The sequence below is a fragment of the Bradyrhizobium sp. HKCCYLRH1034 genome (assembly GCF_051168375.1).
Lineage (GTDB): Bacteria > Pseudomonadota > Alphaproteobacteria > Rhizobiales > Xanthobacteraceae > Bradyrhizobium.
In genome coordinates this window covers 634,614-649,602 of record NZ_JBNPUW010000001.1, presented here as the reverse complement: position 1 = coordinate 649,602, position 14,989 = coordinate 634,614, and the positions used below count along the sequence as shown (strand labels likewise).

At 67.1% G+C, this 14,989-nt stretch carries 13 protein-coding genes; 7 read left to right on the top strand and 6 right to left on the bottom strand.

Features of this window, described 5'->3' with window-relative positions:
* Positions 1–425 precede the first annotated feature (425 nt).
* Positions 426–1,979, top strand: a complete 1,554-nt coding sequence (locus tag ACQR0W_RS02900; RefSeq protein WP_316170649.1) for a L,D-transpeptidase — start codon at positions 426–428, stop codon at positions 1,977–1,979.
* 56 nt (positions 1,980–2,035) lie between these two features.
* Here ACQR0W_RS02900 and ACQR0W_RS02895 read toward each other — a convergent pair whose 3' ends face one another.
* Positions 2,036–2,704, bottom strand: coding sequence for a hypothetical protein (locus ACQR0W_RS02895; RefSeq protein ID WP_315715652.1), 669 nt, complete (start codon positions 2,702–2,704; stop codon positions 2,036–2,038).
* 261 nt (positions 2,705–2,965) lie between these two features.
* Here ACQR0W_RS02895 and ACQR0W_RS02890 point away from each other — a divergent pair, with 261 nt between their 5' ends.
* On the top strand, positions 2,966–3,883 hold the full coding sequence (locus ACQR0W_RS02890) for a PaaI family thioesterase (protein WP_315715653.1): 918 nt from the start codon (positions 2,966–2,968) through the stop codon (positions 3,881–3,883).
* Between the two features lie 24 nt (positions 3,884–3,907).
* Here ACQR0W_RS02890 and ACQR0W_RS02885 read toward each other — a convergent pair whose 3' ends face one another.
* Positions 3,908–4,261 carry a DUF2200 domain-containing protein gene (locus tag ACQR0W_RS02885; RefSeq protein WP_315715654.1) on the bottom strand — a complete coding sequence of 118 codons (354 nt, stop codon included), beginning with the start codon at positions 4,259–4,261 and terminating at the stop codon, positions 3,908–3,910.
* Positions 4,262–4,393: 132 nt separating this feature from the next.
* The gene (locus ACQR0W_RS02880; RefSeq protein WP_316170648.1) at positions 4,394–5,920 is read right to left on the bottom strand and encodes an alpha/beta fold hydrolase; all 1,527 of its coding nucleotides are present in this window, start codon (positions 5,918–5,920) and stop codon (positions 4,394–4,396) included.
* Positions 5,921–6,084: 164 nt separating this feature from the next.
* Between ACQR0W_RS02880 and ACQR0W_RS02875 the strand changes: the two genes are divergently transcribed.
* From ACQR0W_RS02875 to ACQR0W_RS02865, 3 genes are all read left to right on the top strand, one after another.
* On the top strand, positions 6,085–6,804 hold the full coding sequence (locus ACQR0W_RS02875; RefSeq protein ID WP_316170647.1) for a RibD family protein: 720 nt from the start codon (positions 6,085–6,087) through the stop codon (positions 6,802–6,804).
* Positions 6,797–8,074, top strand: coding sequence for a flavin monoamine oxidase family protein (locus ACQR0W_RS02870; RefSeq protein ID WP_316170646.1), 1,278 nt, complete (start codon positions 6,797–6,799; stop codon positions 8,072–8,074). The genes ACQR0W_RS02875 and ACQR0W_RS02870 overlap by 8 nt, the downstream gene beginning before the upstream one ends.
* A gap of 75 nt (positions 8,075–8,149) precedes the next feature.
* The gene (locus ACQR0W_RS02865) at positions 8,150–8,536 is read left to right on the top strand and encodes a VOC family protein (RefSeq protein WP_315715658.1); all 387 of its coding nucleotides are present in this window, start codon (positions 8,150–8,152) and stop codon (positions 8,534–8,536) included.
* A gap of 24 nt (positions 8,537–8,560) precedes the next feature.
* Here ACQR0W_RS02865 and ACQR0W_RS02860 read toward each other — a convergent pair whose 3' ends face one another.
* Positions 8,561–9,493 (bottom strand): LysR family transcriptional regulator, encoded by a 933-nt coding sequence (locus ACQR0W_RS02860; protein WP_315826444.1) that lies wholly within the window; start codon positions 9,491–9,493, stop codon positions 8,561–8,563.
* Positions 9,494–9,616: 123 nt separating this feature from the next.
* Between ACQR0W_RS02860 and ACQR0W_RS02855 the strand changes: the two genes are divergently transcribed.
* The gene (locus tag ACQR0W_RS02855) at positions 9,617–9,970 is read left to right on the top strand and encodes a protocatechuate 4,5-dioxygenase subunit alpha (RefSeq protein ID WP_315751972.1); all 354 of its coding nucleotides are present in this window, start codon (positions 9,617–9,619) and stop codon (positions 9,968–9,970) included.
* 5 nt (positions 9,971–9,975) lie between these two features.
* The gene (locus ACQR0W_RS02850) at positions 9,976–10,812 is read left to right on the top strand and encodes a class III extradiol dioxygenase family protein (RefSeq protein WP_315751971.1); all 837 of its coding nucleotides are present in this window, start codon (positions 9,976–9,978) and stop codon (positions 10,810–10,812) included.
* Positions 10,813–11,087: 275 nt separating this feature from the next.
* Here the strand turns inward: ACQR0W_RS02850 and ACQR0W_RS02845 are convergent, their stop codons facing one another.
* Both ACQR0W_RS02845 and ACQR0W_RS02840 read right to left on the bottom strand, forming a co-directional pair.
* A complete protein-coding gene (locus ACQR0W_RS02845; RefSeq protein WP_316170645.1) occupies positions 11,088–11,777 on the bottom strand; it encodes a PadR family transcriptional regulator in 690 nt (229 codons plus the stop codon).
* Between the two features lie 111 nt (positions 11,778–11,888).
* Positions 11,889–14,960 carry an efflux RND transporter permease subunit gene (locus tag ACQR0W_RS02840; protein ID WP_316170644.1) on the bottom strand — a complete coding sequence of 1,024 codons (3,072 nt, stop codon included), beginning with the start codon at positions 14,958–14,960 and terminating at the stop codon, positions 11,889–11,891.
* Positions 14,961–14,989 lie beyond the last annotated feature (29 nt).

Here is a 14,989-nt window from a genome sequence, read left to right as displayed (position 1 = left end):
GAGGTCGGTGCGGGCCGCCCCCCGGGCGCTGAATGGCCATTCGATTGGCATTGGGATTTGTTACGCGCCTCGCGACAGCGGATGCGACGGGCGAGCCGGATCGACTGCTGAGTAGGTGACTTGTCTTTGCGCAATCGAATCGCCACTCTCCTGATAGCGCGCGGGATGGCAGGGAACCTGCCGGGTCTCTGGTCCGACGGGGCCGGGTGGTTCGCCTGTGCACACGGCACGTCTCGGCAGGATCACGTCGGCCACGTCTGGAGGTTTCTCGGCTCGGTATGGCAAGTCACGATTCTCGCGGCCTTCGCGCCCCGCACGAGCCTGGACACCAGGTTCTTCACCCAAAAAACATGATCGAGCGCAAAGACTGTGCTCGGCCGCCCGCGCTGAGCGGGCGGCAACGGGCATTGAAATCGAGGCAGGGCATGGCTGGTCAGGTTACGGCGTCGCAATTCGCTCCAGCCAGGCGGCGTTGGGGAAGTTCCGCCTTCGTGACCATTGCGGCGCTGGCTGTGCTGGCGCTGTCCGGCGGCGTCGAGGCCCGCGCCCGGCAGGGGCGTCCGGCGCCGGTGATCGAGGCGACGGCGCCGCGTGCGCATGGCGATCCGATCATGGCGATCGTGTCGATCAAGACCCAGAAGGTGACGTTCTACGACGCCGATGGCTGGATATGGCGCGCACCGGTGTCGACCGGCGTCTCCGGCCGCGAGACGCCGGCCGGCGTGTTCGCCATCATCGAGAAGGACAAGGACCACCACTCGACTCTTTACGACGATGCCTGGATGCCGAACATGCAGCGCATCACCTGGAACGGGGTGGCGCTGCATGGCGGGCCGCTGCCCGGCTATGCCGCCTCGCATGGCTGCGTCCGCATGCCCTACGGCTTTGCCGAGAAGCTGTTCGACCGGACCTGGATCGGCATGCGGGTGATCATCGCGCCGGGTGACCCGGCGCCCGTCGAGTTCTCCCATCCCGCCCTGTTCGCGCCGAATGCGCAGGCGCTCGCCGCGGTGCCCTCGCGGGCCGCGACGCTCGGCCGCGAGGCCGAGGACGCCGCCAGGAGCGCCGACGAGGCCAAGGCGGCGGCTGCCGCGGCCGATCGCGAGGCCAAGGCTCTGAAGGCGTCCTTGCGCAAGCTGGAGCAGGCCAAGGCGCGCGCCGAGGCCGAGCTCAAATTCACCGACAGGAAGCTGGCCGCCGCCAAGACCGATCAGGCCAGGACGCTGGCCGAGGATGCGAAGCAGAAGGCCGCCGCCAAGGCGACCGACGCGGCAGCGCAGCTCGAGGCCGCCAAGTCGGACGCGACCGCGAAGCTCGCTGCGGCGACCTCGACCAAGGATGCCGCCAAGGCGGCGGCGGCCAGGAAGGCCGATGCGAGCAAGGCTGCGACGGACGCCAGGCTCGCGACCGAGCCGGTCTCGGTCTATATCAGCCGTTCGACGCAGATGCTCTATGTCAGGCGCAACACGCACAAGCCGGCCCCCGATGGCGGCGGCGAGGTGTTCGACACCTCGATCGAGGCGCCGGTGACCATCCGCGATCCCGACCGGCCGATCGGAACGCATGTGTTCACCGCGGTGGCGCAGAACGGCGCGGAGCTGCGCTGGACGGCGGTGACCATCGACGACGGCGACACCGCCAAGGACGCGCTCGACCGCATCACCATTCCGAAGGACGTGCTCGACCGGATCGCGCCGACGGCCGTGCCGCGCTCCTCGATCATCGTCTCGGACGAGCCGCTGTCGAGCGAGACCAATTATCGGACTGAGTTCGTCGCGGTGCTGAGCAACCAGCCGCAGGGCGGCTTCATCACGCGCCGGCCGACGACCAATGTCGACGTCGTCGCCAGCGGGGACGAATATGACGACGGCTTCGGCAGCTTCTTCCAGCGCAGCTGGGATGGCCAGCCCGTCGCGGCGCCGCGCCGCCGCGGTCCGCCTCGGACCTACTACCGGCCGGTGCAGCCGGGCTGGTGGTGACCAGCCGGGCTGATGCCTGACCGCGATTCGCGGGTCAGGCCGGATGGCCCTTCAAATCAGTTGCGACCTGCGGGGATGACGCCGGGCCACTGCATCAAGAAAGGCTGCGGCTCGTGCTGCGCCTCGGTCGCGCGCGCCACGCGCCTGACACGGTGAGGCCTGCGGGAGATCGAGCTGGTCGCCTCGCGAGCGGTCTCGATGCGCGTCAACTGCTGACGCATCTCGCCGGTGGAGGTCCGGAGCTGCTCGATGGTCATGTCGCTGTTCGCGGCCGCGGTGCGCAGCCCGCTCAGCTCGGTTGCCGCATCTTCCTGGGCGCCGCGGAGGCGGATCGTCTGGCGCTTCAGCAGCGCGAGATCGGATTCGATCTTGTCGGCCGTATCGCGGCGGCGCGCCTCGGTCTCGTCGGCGGCGGTGCGCAAGACGGCCAGGCCCGTTTCGGCCGTGGTGAGGCTGGCGCGCAATTGCAGAAGCTCGCCGGAGGTGTCGCTTTGGCGGTCGCGCAGTTGGGCGGTCTCGGCCTTGAGCTGCGCCAGCTCCGAGGTCAGCGTGGCGACGCGGCTCTCGAGCGAAGGCGCTCCGGTGCCGAAGGAGAAGCTGTTGGCGCCGCCGCTGCTCCACCACATCGCACCGGCGCTGGCTACGAGCGCCAGGCTCAGGACAATTCGTAGAGAGGCCGTGCCGCTGCTCGGCGGGGCGTCCGGCGTCTTGGTGGATCTGCGCATCGACGGGTCTCCGGGATTTGATGGAGACAATTATGATCATATTAAGGTTGCCAATGTTCTAAGCGCGCGGCTCCGGCGGAACATTTCATCCACGTAGTTTTGCGGGAATGGGCTCTCGCAGCCTCGAGTTGTGAGCATGACCGGCGGCGCTCAGGAGTGCCGATGCAGGGACGGCGATGATCCGGCCCGGATCGCTGGCATGCAAATCGGATCCGTCGGAAAAGACTTCGTGCGTCCTCGGGATCGTGATCTAAATCGCGCATGTCCGACATTCCACCCACCGCCGCACCGCCGGCATTCGACGTGCTTGCCGAGGCCATCGGGCAGCGCCGCTCGGTCTATGGCCATATCAGCGGGCTCAGGATGGATCGCTTCGCGCCCGGCGAAGCCTGGTCGACCCTGCCTTATCGTCCCGTGTTCGTCGGCGACAGCGAGACCGGGGTGATCCATGGCGGCGTCGTCACCGCGATGCTCGACGAGAGCTGCGGCATGGCGGTGCAGCTTGCGCTCGACGGCAGCCGCGCGATCGCCACGCTCGATCTGCGCATCGACTATCAGAAGCCGGCGACCCCCGGTCTCGACATCAAGGCCCATGCGGTCTGCTTCCGCGTCACGCGCTCGATCGCCTTCGTGCGCGCCACCGCCTATCAGGAGGAGGAGACCGCACCGGTCGCCACCGCGACCGCCTGCTTCATGATTGGCGCCAACCGCACCAACATGCTGACCGACCGGGCGGCCTTCGACGGCGCGCCACCGCCGCTCGACGCCCCGGACGATCCGGCGGGGCCGTTTCCCACCAGTCCGTTCGCGCGCTGCCTCGGCATCCGCTTCGCCGAGAACGACACGCTGGTGATGCCGTTCTCGCGCCGGATCATCGGCAATCCCGTGCTGCCTGCGATCCATGGCGGCATGACCGGTGCGTTTCTCGAGACCGCAGCGATCGTCACCGTGATGCGCGAGCTCGGCGCCACGGCGCCGCCGAAGCCGGTCGGCCTCACCATCAACTATCTGAGGTCGGGGCGCGCGCTCGACACCGTCGCATCGGCGTCGATCGTCAAGCAGGGACGCCGCGTCGTCGCCTTCGAGGCCCGCGCCTGGCAGGACGATGCGACGAAGCCGATCGCCACGGCCTTCGGCCATTTCATGCTACGACCGGCGCCAGGGCAGGAGCAGGATTGAGGGAGACCGGGTCGCGAGACACGATCAGGCCTTGCGCAGGATCTTGTCCATTGCCTTTCCCCGCGCCAGCTCATCGACCAGCTTGTCCAGGTAGCGGATCTCCCGCATCGTCGGTTCCTCGACATCCTCCACGCGGACGCCGCAGATCATGCCCTTGATCAGGGTCCGCGCCGGATTCATCGCTGGCGCCTGTGCGAAGAAGGTCTCGAAGTCCGTCTGACGCTCCAACCGGATCTCAAGCTCGCTTTGGCCATAGCCCGTCAGCCAGCAGATCACCTGATCGACCTCTGCCTTGGTGCGTCCCTTCTTCTCGGCCTTCGCGACGTACAATCGGTACACGCTCGCGAAGCTCGTCGTGTAGATGCGGTGTTTTGCCATGCTGACTCCATCGGATCGGCGGCGAGGCATGTCGGGTCTGCGAGGGGCGACGGCGCGGTACGAGCGCGTGCTTCATGTCCGCGTTTCGGATCGTCGGACAGCACGTTCGTTCGCACATGTCGGAAACGGACGCTAGCCCGGCAGGAACATCGGAAACGACACCCCGAGCGACCACGCCAGGATCAGGCCGAGACCGAGGCCTTCGGCCATCGGCGAGCAGGTCCTGCGGCCGACACAGCCGCCGATCAGTCCGAACACGATGAAGAACAGCACGATCACGGGGATGATGATGAGCAGGAAGAACAGCCGCTTGAGGTCGAGCGCGACTGCCCCGCCCAACGAGGCCAGGAAGGCGGTGCGGATCCACACGGTGCGCCACAGCGCGGCGTGGCCGCCCCTGTTGGCGATGCAGTCCGCCAGCATGTAGGGCACCGCGCCCATTGCGATCGCTGCGATGATCGGCAGGCGCGCCGCGATCGGCATGAACGAGGCGACGTAACGGTCGAGCGCGCCACCGAAGCCGCAGATGCCGTAGGCGGCCAGCGCCAGCGCCGCGAGCCAGGCCACGCGGCCGAAGTGAACGCCCTGCGCGCGTAGCAGCGTGAGCGACAGCGTGCCGTACACGAAGAGATGTACGGCGAGGTAGTCGGCGATCAGAACGGGCAGGAAGCGGGTCTCGACGAACCTCAGGACGATCGGTGTCGTCACCGCCGGCACCAGCGTGGCGATCGCAAGACTGCGCAGCGGAATTGTCGGCGGCGGCGCATCACCCTTCGGCAGCAGCTCGGCCAAGGGCCACGCCAGCAGCACGATGCCGGCGAGCAGCAGCGCGATCGCACCGCCAGTCGAAGCGACCGGGCCGCTGCTGGCGCGGCCGAACGCCCGATCGAGCCAGTCGCGCGCCTCGCGCAGTGCGGTCGTCGAATACAGCACGCTGACGTGTTCAACTCCGGGCGCGACGACGGCGCGGCGTCCGCCATTTGCGGCGGGATCGCCCACGGTGTCGCCCTCGCGCGCGGCGGGATCGGCGAGCCGGAGGTTGCGCAGCGCATCCCGGCGCAGGGCCGCCTCCCATTCGCCTGTGATGATCAGCAGATTGCGCGGCGCGCTCGCCGTGACGGCCTCGGAAAACATCGAGATCGCCACCGTCGCCCTGATACGCGGATCGGCCAGCGCCTGGCGGACGATGATGTCGGAAGCCATCGAGTGTCCGAGCAGGGCCACCCGGCCGTCGTTCCGCGGCAGGGACAGCGCGGCGTCGGTGACGCGACCGATCTCGCTCATCAGCTTCTTCGTCGTGCCGTCGATGCGCGTGACGTTGCCCGACATCGGCGTCGGATTGCGGCCATGCCCCTCGAAGTCGAACGAGACCGCGACATAGCCCGCGCGCGCCAATGTCAGCGCATAGGCCTCCATGAACTGGCGTGAGCCCGCAAAGCCGTGGGCAATGACGACCACGGGCGCCGCAGCCGCGTCGTCGCGCCGATAGACGGTGATGGGGGTGGTGCCTGCCTGCAGCGGGGTGATCGTGATGCCCGCGCGCTCGGCTTCGAGGCGCCAGATCCCGGCGACGCAGAGCGCGAGGCCGGCAAGCGCTGCGGCCAGCAGGGCTGCCCCGCGCAAACCGATGGCGTCTCGTCTGCGCGGCGCAGCGTCCATGATCGGCTCCGTTTGCAGCCGAAACTAGCGCAGGAATTGGTGCGGTAACAGCGACGGCGCAGGCGAGCGGCACCGGCGCAATCGAACGAAACGCACGCCGCTTCGTTGACAACGCCGCCGGAGCGATATTCGGTGACCCCGTTCAGCGGCGACAAGGAGGATGCATGAAACCGGAAGTCATCTGCCTGATGGCGTCGAGCGTCGACGGCCGGACCCTGCCGAGCCGCTGGCGTCCGAAGGGATCGGGCGATCTGTTCGAGCAGGTGCATGACAAGCTCGGCGGCGACGCCTGGCTGATCGGCCGCGTCACCGGCCAGGAATTCGCCAAGGGCTCGGCCTATCCGGCCGAGACGACGGAGCGATTCCCGCGCACCCATTGGATCGCGCGACGCGATGCCGAGGCCTACGGCATCGTGCTCGATCCCCATGGCAAGATTTGCTGGGGTCGCTCCGACATCGGCGGCGATCCGATCGTCGTCGTGCTGACCGAGGCCGTGTCGGATGCGCATCTTTCGGGACTGCGCGGCGAGGGCGTGTCGTACATCTTCGCCGGCCAGGCGAAGCTCGATCTTTCGCGCGTGCTCGAGATCGTCGCGCAGGAGCTCGGCGTGAAACGCCTGCTGCTCGAAGGCGGTGGCGGCGCCAACGGCGCGTTCCTTCGCGCGGGCCTGGTCGACGAGTTCAACCTCGTTCTGTGTCCGGCGGTGGATGGCGCCAAGGGGGCGCCCAGCGTGTTCGATTCGACGGAAGCCGAGTCCGGCGAGCGTGCCCCGATCACGGCCATGACGCTCGAAAGCAGCACGGCGCTGGAGGGCGGCGCGCTGTGGCTGCGCTACAAGATCACCAACGGCTCGGCCTTGCCGGCCCAGGCAAGTCATGGCTGAGCGGCGAATGCACATCATCATCGTCGGGGCCGGTGCCGCGGGCCTGATGGCGGCGCGCGAACTGGCCCGCGCAGGCCAGCAGGTGACGCTGCTGGAGGCGCGCGATCGCTGCGGCGGGCGCATCCATCCGCTGCCCGCGAGCAGGTTCGGATATCGCGCGGATGCCGGTGCGGAATTCATCCATGGCGAGGCGCCCGTCACCCACGCGCTGATGGTCGAGGCGGGGCTCACCTCGACGCCGGTCGATGGCGCGCGCTGGCACGTGACGGATGGCGCGTTCTCGCGCGAGGATCCCGCTGATCGGCAGATGCGCCAGTTGCACCGCGTGGCGCGTCAGCTCGACGAGGATATGACCGTGACGGCGCTGCTCGATCGGCATTTCGCCGGCGCGGAGTTTGCCGCCCTGCGCAAGTCGGTCTTGGGGATGGTGCAGGGCTATGACGCGGCCGATCCCGGTCGTGCCAGCGTGTTCGCGCTGCGCGACGAATGGATGGGCGGCGACCGCGGCGCTCAGGCGCGCATCGTCGGCGGCTACGCGGCGCTGCTCGATCATCTCCTGGCGGAGTGCCGGGCGCATGGCGTGGCGATGCTGCTCGAGGCGGTGGTCCGCGCGGTGGAGAGCTCCGATGATGGTGTCGTCGTGCGCTTGGCTGACGGCCGTGCGCAGCGCGGCGATCTCGTCATCCTGACCGTGCCGCTGCCGCTGCTGCGAACCATCGCGCTGCCGCCGGCCATGCGCCCGCAATTGGCCGCAGCCGAAACCATCGGCTTCGGCAACGTCATCAAGCTGCTGCTGCGCTTCGAGCGTCGCTGGTGGCGAGAGGCCCGGACCGAGGACCTTTCCGACATGCTGTTCGTGCTGTCCGACGCCGACGTGCCGGTGTGGTGGACACAGCATCCGAACGATGACGCGGTGATGACCGGCTGGCTCGCCGGGCCGCCGGCCGCTGCCTTCGCCGCGTGCGACGAGGACGCGCTGATCGAAAAAGGGCTTTCGGCGCTCGCAAACATCTTCTCACAGCCCGTGTGCTCGCTGAAGCGGCAACTCGTCGCGTCGCACGTCACGGATTGGGCGAAGGATCCGTTCGCGCGCGGCGCCTATTCCTATGCGACGCTGACATCCCACGAGGCGCAGGATACGCTTTCGCGTCGGGATGGCGGACGGGTGCTGATCTCCGGCGAAGCGCTGTATCGCGGACGCGACATGGGAACGGTCGAGGCGGCGCTGGCGAGTGGGCAACAAACGGCGCGGCGCATCTTCTCGATGTGATCGAGCCGTGTTCGACACGTTGCGCCGGTGCGCCCACGGCGCTAGCATTCGCCGGTCACCATGGAGAGGATCACCATGCTCGACCACGTCGGCTTCCCTGTCTCCGACTTCGCCCGCGCCAAGGCGTTCTATGCGGCCGCCCTGGCGCCGCTCGGCTATGTCCTGATGATGGAGATCACCGACGCGCAGACCGGCGGCCATGGTGATCATGCCGGCTTCGGCGACGGCCGTCCGGATTTCTGGATCGGCACCGGCGGGACGGCCGCGACCTCGACGCATGTCGCGTTCCACGCCAAGGATCGCGCCACGGTCGATGCGTTCTATCAAGCGGCGATCGCCGCAGGCGGAATGGACAACGGCGCGCCTGGACTGCGGCCGCATTATCACGAGAACTATTACGGCGCGTTCGTGCGCGACGCCGACGGCAACAACATCGAGGCGGTGTGCCACGCGCCGGCGTGAGGGCCGCTCACCCCTCGGGATGAGTCAGGCCATCACCGGCATGTGCTCGGCGGCCGCGGCCAAGCTCGGCGCGACCACGATCTCGAGCTGCTGGCGCAGCCAGCGGTGCATCGGATCTTCGTGGTGTCGCAAGTGCCAGACCATGTACATCGGCATCGCCGGGCAGGGGACGGGCACCGGCGCCACCGCCAGGCCGCGCAGCATGTAGGCGCGCAGCAGGCTCGGCAGGGTCGCGATCATGCGGCTGCCGCGCAGGAACGGGCCGATGCCGCCGAAGCCCGGCACCTGCGCCGCGAACCGCCTGACTAGGCCGCGCTCGGCCAGGACCTCGTCGATGTCGAGCCGGCGCCGCGGCTCGTACAGTACCGTGACATGGTCGCTGGCGAGATAGTCCTCCAGGCTCTGCGGCGGCTCGCGCTGGCTCGCATCGTAGAACACGCGATAGCTGTCCTCGAACAGCCGCTTCTGCAGGATGTCGCTGCCCTCGGGCGGGCGCGGCGTGATGATGAGCTGACAGTGCTCTTCGCGCAGCATCTCCGGCGTCGGTGCGCCGGAAGGGATCACGCGCAGGCTGAGGCCCGGCGCCTGCGCGCGGGCGTAACGGAGCAGGGACGGCAGCAGCAGGTCGCGCTGCAGATCATTGGCCGCGATCGTCACCTGCGCGGAGATTTTCGCCGGCTCGAACGCAGCGGTGTGCGAGAAGCTCCGGAGATCGTCGAGCAGCGCGCGGGCGCGCAGCGCCAGGAGCTGCGCATGCGCAGTCGGCACGATGCCGCGGCCGGACTTCACGAACAGCGGATCTCCGGTGATCGCGCGCAGCTTGTCGAGCAGATGGCTGACGGCCGACTGCGTGACTCCGAGCCGCTGCGCCGCGCGGGTGACCGAGCCTTCCTCGATGACGGCGAGCAGGAGCTGCAGCAGGTGGCCGTCGAGGTCCAAATGATCGAATTGGCTCATGGATCGGATCGGTCGCGCGGCCTTTATTGACGGTGTCTGTCGGCGATACTGGCGGGCACGAACGGCGCCGCGTTTGATCCAGATCAAGCGCGGCCGTCCGAAACACGCCCAGGGGAGGCTCAGATGTCCACCACGTCAGCCCGGCAGCCCGTGCCCGGCACCACCATCTTCGACGGCGAGCAGGCCCGCAAAGGCTACGCCCTCAACAAGATGTGCTACTCGTTCAACGATGCCGCCAACCGCAAGGCGTTCGTCGCCGACGAGGACGGCTATTGCGCCAAATACGGCCTCAATGCACAGCAGCGCGCGGCGATCAGGAACCGCAACGTGCTGGAGCTGATCGAGGCCGGCGGCAACGCCTACTACCTCGCCAAGTTCGCCGGCATCTTCGGGCTCGACATGCAGGACATCGGCGCGCAGCAGACCGGGCTGACGAAAGAGCAGTTCAAGGCCAAGCTTCTGGCGGCGAGGGGGTAATCGTCATGGCAAAGATCGTCGGTTGCATCACCACCTCGCACGTTCCGGCCATTGGCGGCGCGATCGCCAAGGGCCTGCAGCAGGATCCGTATTGGAAACCGTTCTTCGACGGCTTCCCGCATGTCCGCGAGTGGCTCGCCAAGGTCAAACCGGATGTGGTCGTGCTCGTCTATAACGACCATGGCCTCAACTTCTTCCTCGACAAGATGCCGACCTTCGCGGTCGGCGCGGCCGACAGCTACAGCAATGCCGACGAGGGCTGGGGCATTCCGCAGACCGCGCCTTTCAAGGGTGACAGCGAATTGTCCTGGCACTTGATCGAGCATCTGGTGAAGGAGGATTTCGACCTCACCACCTGCCAGGAGATGGTGGTCGATCACGCCTTCACGCTGCCGATGGCGCTGTGCTGGCCCGATCAGAAATGGCCGGTGCGGGTGGTGCCCGTGGTCGTCAACACGGTGCAGGCGCCGCTGCCGTCGGCCGCGCGCTGCTACAAGCTCGGCCAGGCGCTGGCGCGGGCGATTCAATCCTGGCCGAAGGACGAGCGCGTCGTCGTGATGGGGACCGGCGGCCTGTCGCATCAGCTCGACGGCGAGCGTGCCGGCTTCATCAACAAGGATTTCGACGAGAAGTTCATGGCCAGCATGGTCGACGATCCCGCCTGGGCGACGAAGTATTCGACCACCGAGCTGGTCGAGCTGTCGGGCACCCAGGGCGTCGAATTGCTGAACTGGATGGTCGCGCGCGGCACCCTGCCGGAGAAGGTCCGCAAGGAGCACGCCAACTATCACATCCCGATCTCGAATACGGCGACCGGGCTGATGGTGCTGGAGCCGGTGTAGGGCCCCTGCGAGAGTCTTTATCGGAAGGCGACGACTGAGAGTCGTCTGCCAACGACGATCACGCGGTATGGGTCCCGGCGAACGCCGGACCCGTACCGCGGATGCTATCGAGGGATGCGGCTGTCAGTGGCCCGCTTCGGACCGACTTCCGTGCGGCTGCCCTTACCCGACCCTCTCGCCGTGAAGAACGGTTGAGAGGGAGCGCAGCGTCTGGGCGGCGCGAGCACGGATATCAATTCCGGTTGCCACGGCTCCGCTCCTGGCTGATGTTGATGTCAGCTCGCGGTGCCCTCGTCGCCCTGGATATCGGCGATGGCGCGGGTGAGGATGTCGCTGACACGCTTCGCTTCCGCGTCGCTCCAGCCCTGCCGGTGCATCTTGAGCGCCATCTTTAGCGTCTGCACGCTCTGCAGCACCGGCTCCGGCGGGCGCATGCCGCCCATGGTGCGGGCCATGATGCGCAGCCGGCTCAGCAGGCCATCGATGGCGGCTTCATCCTCTTTCAGCGCCTGACGGCCGGCGTCGGTGATCGCGAACAGCTTCTTGCCGCCCTCGGCCGATGCCGCTTCGATCTGGCCCATGTCCTCGAGCAGATTGAGGATCGGATAGACCGAGCCCGGGCTCGGCGAGTACGCCCCGCCGACCAACTGTTCGACCGCCTTGATCAGCTCATAGCCATGGCGCGGCTTCTCACCGATCAGCCACAGCAGCAGGCTGCGCAGATCGCCGGGACCGAAGAAGCGGCCGCCGCCGCCACGCCCGAACTCCTCGCGACCGCCGCGGCGGCCACGCTCGAACAGGCCGGCCGCCCGCGGGCCGACCCCGCCGCCGCGCCCGCCCATGCGCATCTCCTCGCAGGCTTCGTCGAAGCCACGCCGTCCATGACGTCCGCGATGTCCCCAGCCGCGCTCCTGGTTGTCGTCGTCTCTGCGGGAGGGGCCAAATGTCCAATGATGATGTCTCATACGATATGATCTCCGTTTCGTACGAACGATATATCGTTTATATGTTTCGTTTGTCAACCGTGACCGATGCACGTTTCCGAATCTGCAAATAACGCGTATATTTCACGCGATTTATGGGATTGCCTCGGTCACGCGACCCGCGACCTCGTGCGCCGTGCCGCGATGCGCAATCAGCGCATAGGCGACGGGGACCACGAACAGCGTGAACAGGGTGCCGATCGCGAGTCCGGTCGCGATCACGAGCCCCATGTTGAAGCGGGACACCGCGCCGGCGCCGCTCGCGGTGATCAGCGGGATCACGCCGAGCACCATCGCCGCCGTGGTCATCAGGATCGGCCGCAGCCGGACGGTCGCCGCTTCGATGATCGCCTCGGTGCGGTCCTTGCCCTGTTCGCGCAGCTCGTTCGCGACCTCGACCATCAGGATGCCGTGCTTGCTGACGAGGCCCATCAGGGTGACCAAGCCGACCTGGGTGTAGATGTTGATGCTGGCGCCGCCGATGCCGAGGCTGATGAAGATCAGCGCGCCCGCCAGCGACATCGGCACCGACACCAGGATGATGATCGGATCGACGAAGCTGTTGAACAAGGCGGCGAGCGCCAGGAAGATGATGATCAGCGCGAACACGAAGGTGGTGACGAAGCCGCCGGATTCCTGCTCGAGCTGTCGCGACGCGCCGCCATAGTCGATCGAGTAACCCGATGGCAGCGACTTCGCGATCTCCTTCAAGGTGGCGAGCGCGTCGCCCATCGCGATACCCGGCATCGCCACGCCGGAGATGGTCGCCGCGTTGATCTGCTGGAAGTGATTGAGCGACTCAGGGATTGTCTTGTGCTCGAGCCGGGCCACGGTCGACAGCGGCACCATGGCATTGCCGCTGGTGCGGATCGAATAGTCGAGCAACTGACTGTCGGTGAGGCGGTCGTTCTGCCGGACCTGGGGGATCACCTTGTAGGAGCGGCCCTCCAGGCTGAAATAGTCGAGATAATTGCCGCCCAGCATGGTCGCGAGCGCGCCGCCGAGATCGCTCATCTTGAGGCCGAGATCGGCGGCCTTGTCGCGATCGAACACCACTGTGGTCTGCGGCTTGTCGATCTTCAGATCGCTGTCGAGGAAGATGAATCGGCCGCTCGCCAGCGCCTTGGCCATGAAATCGCGCGACACGTCGTTGAGCTCGCCGAACGCGCCGGTGGTGCCGATCACGAACTGGACCGGCAGGCCGTTGCTGCCCGGCAGCGGCGAGGGCTGGAACGCCACCGAGCGGGCGCCGGCGATGCCGTTCAGGAGCTGCTGGAATTCCGGCTGCAGGGTCTTGGTCGTCGCCTTGCGCTGATCCCAGGGCTTGAGCACCCAGCCGCCGATCACCTGCGTCGAGGTGTCGATCTGGAACACGGTGCGCGTCTCCGGCCGCTGGGCAATCAGGCCGTACAGCTGCTGGCCGTAGAACTGGCGCTGCTCGAGCGTGGCCGAGGGCGCCGAATTCGTCAGCGACAGCACGATGCCCTGGTCCTCGTCCGGCGCGAGCTCGCTGGTGGAGCTGACATAGAGCCAGGGGATCATCGCCAGCAGCAGCAGCGCGAACACCACGACCACCGGCTTGGTCGCGAACACGCTTTCGAGCCCGCGGCGATAGCCCTGTGCGAGCCGTTCGAGCACGTGGTCGATCGCACGCACCAGCCGCGCCTCGACCGTGGTGGCGTCGCGCTCGGTCCGGCGCAGCAGCCAGGCGCAGTTCATCGGCGAAAGCGTCAGCGCGATCACCGCCGAGACGGTGACGGCGCCGGCGAGCGTGAAGGCGAATTCGGTGAACAGGGCGCCGGTGAGGCCGCCCTGGAAGCCGACGGGCACGTAGACCGCGATCAGCACCACGGTCATCGCGATGATCGGGCTCGCCAGCGCGCGCGCCGACTGGATGGCAGCCTCGACCGGCGGCACACCCTCGTCGATCAGGCGGTGCACGCTCTCGACGACGATGATGGCGTCGTCGACGACCAGGCCGATCGCGAGCACCAGCGCCAGCAAGGTCAGCAGGTTGATGGAGAAGCCCATCAGCAGCATCAGGCCGAAGGTGCCGATCAGCGACAGCGGAATGGCGATCACCGGGATCAGCACCGAGCGCCACGATCCCAGGAACATGAAGACGACGACAATTACGATCCCGATCGCCTCCACCAGCGTATGGATCACCTCGTCGATGGACGAGTTCACGAAATCGGTGGAGTCGTACAGGATCTCGCTGGTGATGCCGTTCGGCAGCTGTCGCTGCAGCTCCGGATAAACGACCTTCACGCCGTTGATGACGTCGAGCAGGTTCGCCGTTGGCGCCACCTGGATGCCGATGTAGACCGCGGTCTTGCCGTTGAAGCGCGTCGCGCTGTCGTAGTCGTCATTGCCGAGCGTGACATTGGCGACATCGCGCAGGCGGATGATGGCGCCATTGACCTGCTTGACGACGAGATTGCGGTATTGCTCCAGCGAATGCAGGTTGGTCGCGGCGGCGAGATCGACCTGCACGAGGCGGCCCTTGGTGGTACCGAGCCCGGAGATGTAGTCGTTGCCCGACAGTGCCGTCGACACGTCGGTTGCCGTCAGGCCATAGGCCGCAAGCTTGTCGGGGTCGAGCCAGGCGCGCAGCGCGAATTTCTTGGCGCCGAGCAGTTCGGCGGTCTGCACCCCGGAGACCGCCTGCAGCTTCGGCTGTACCACGCGGGTGAGGTAGTCGGTGATCTGGTTCGGCGCCAGCACGTCGCTGGCGAAGCCGATATACATCGAGTCGATGGTCTGCCCGACCTTCAAGGTCAGGGTCGGCTGCTGCGTGCCTGTCGGCAGCTGGTTCAGCACCGAGTTCACCTTGGCGTTGATCTCGGTCATCGCCTTGCCGGAATCGTAGTTGAGCCGCAGGTTCACGGTGATGGTGCTGCTGCCGGTGACGCTGGTCGACGTCATGTAGTCGATGCCGTTGGCCTGGGCGATCGCATTTTCCAGCGGCGTGGTGATGAAGCCGGCGATGATGTCGCTATCGGCGCCGGCATAGGCCGTGCTCACCGTGACGATCGCGTTCTGCGTGCGCGGATATTGCAGGATGGCGAGCGTCGTCATCGAACGCAGGCCGAGCACGAGAATAAGGGCGCTGACCACGAGCGCCAGCACCGGCCGGCGGATGAAGATGTCTGTGAAACGCATGGTGATGACTCTGATGGTGCGGGCTGGCC

Bases quoted from the DNA above. Each gene is read 5' to 3' on its own strand.
- ACQR0W_RS02870 (WP_316170646.1), top strand. From the start codon at position 6,797: ATGGCTGAGCGGCGAATGCACATCATCATCGTCGGGGCCGGTGCCGCG.
- ACQR0W_RS02850 (WP_315751971.1), top strand. From the start codon at position 9,976: ATGGCAAAGATCGTCGGTTGCATCACCACCTCGCACGTTCCGGCCATT.
- ACQR0W_RS02900 (WP_316170649.1), top strand. From the start codon at position 426: ATGGCTGGTCAGGTTACGGCGTCGCAATTCGCTCCAGCCAGGCGGCGT.
- ACQR0W_RS02840 (WP_316170644.1), bottom strand. From the start codon at position 14,960: ATGCGTTTCACAGACATCTTCATCCGCCGGCCGGTGCTGGCGCTCGTG.
- ACQR0W_RS02845 (WP_316170645.1), bottom strand. From the start codon at position 11,777: ATGAGACATCATCATTGGACATTTGGCCCCTCCCGCAGAGACGACGAC.
- ACQR0W_RS02875 (WP_316170647.1), top strand. From the start codon at position 6,085: ATGAAACCGGAAGTCATCTGCCTGATGGCGTCGAGCGTCGACGGCCGG.
- ACQR0W_RS02885 (WP_315715654.1), bottom strand. From the start codon at position 4,261: ATGGCAAAACACCGCATCTACACGACGAGCTTCGCGAGCGTGTACCGA.
- ACQR0W_RS02890 (WP_315715653.1), top strand. From the start codon at position 2,966: ATGTCCGACATTCCACCCACCGCCGCACCGCCGGCATTCGACGTGCTT.
- ACQR0W_RS02860 (WP_315826444.1), bottom strand. From the start codon at position 9,493: ATGAGCCAATTCGATCATTTGGACCTCGACGGCCACCTGCTGCAGCTC.
- ACQR0W_RS02865 (WP_315715658.1), top strand. From the start codon at position 8,150: ATGCTCGACCACGTCGGCTTCCCTGTCTCCGACTTCGCCCGCGCCAAG.
- ACQR0W_RS02895 (WP_315715652.1), bottom strand. From the start codon at position 2,704: ATGCGCAGATCCACCAAGACGCCGGACGCCCCGCCGAGCAGCGGCACG.
- ACQR0W_RS02880 (WP_316170648.1), bottom strand. From the start codon at position 5,920: ATGGACGCTGCGCCGCGCAGACGAGACGCCATCGGTTTGCGCGGGGCA.
- ACQR0W_RS02855 (WP_315751972.1), top strand. From the start codon at position 9,617: ATGTCCACCACGTCAGCCCGGCAGCCCGTGCCCGGCACCACCATCTTC.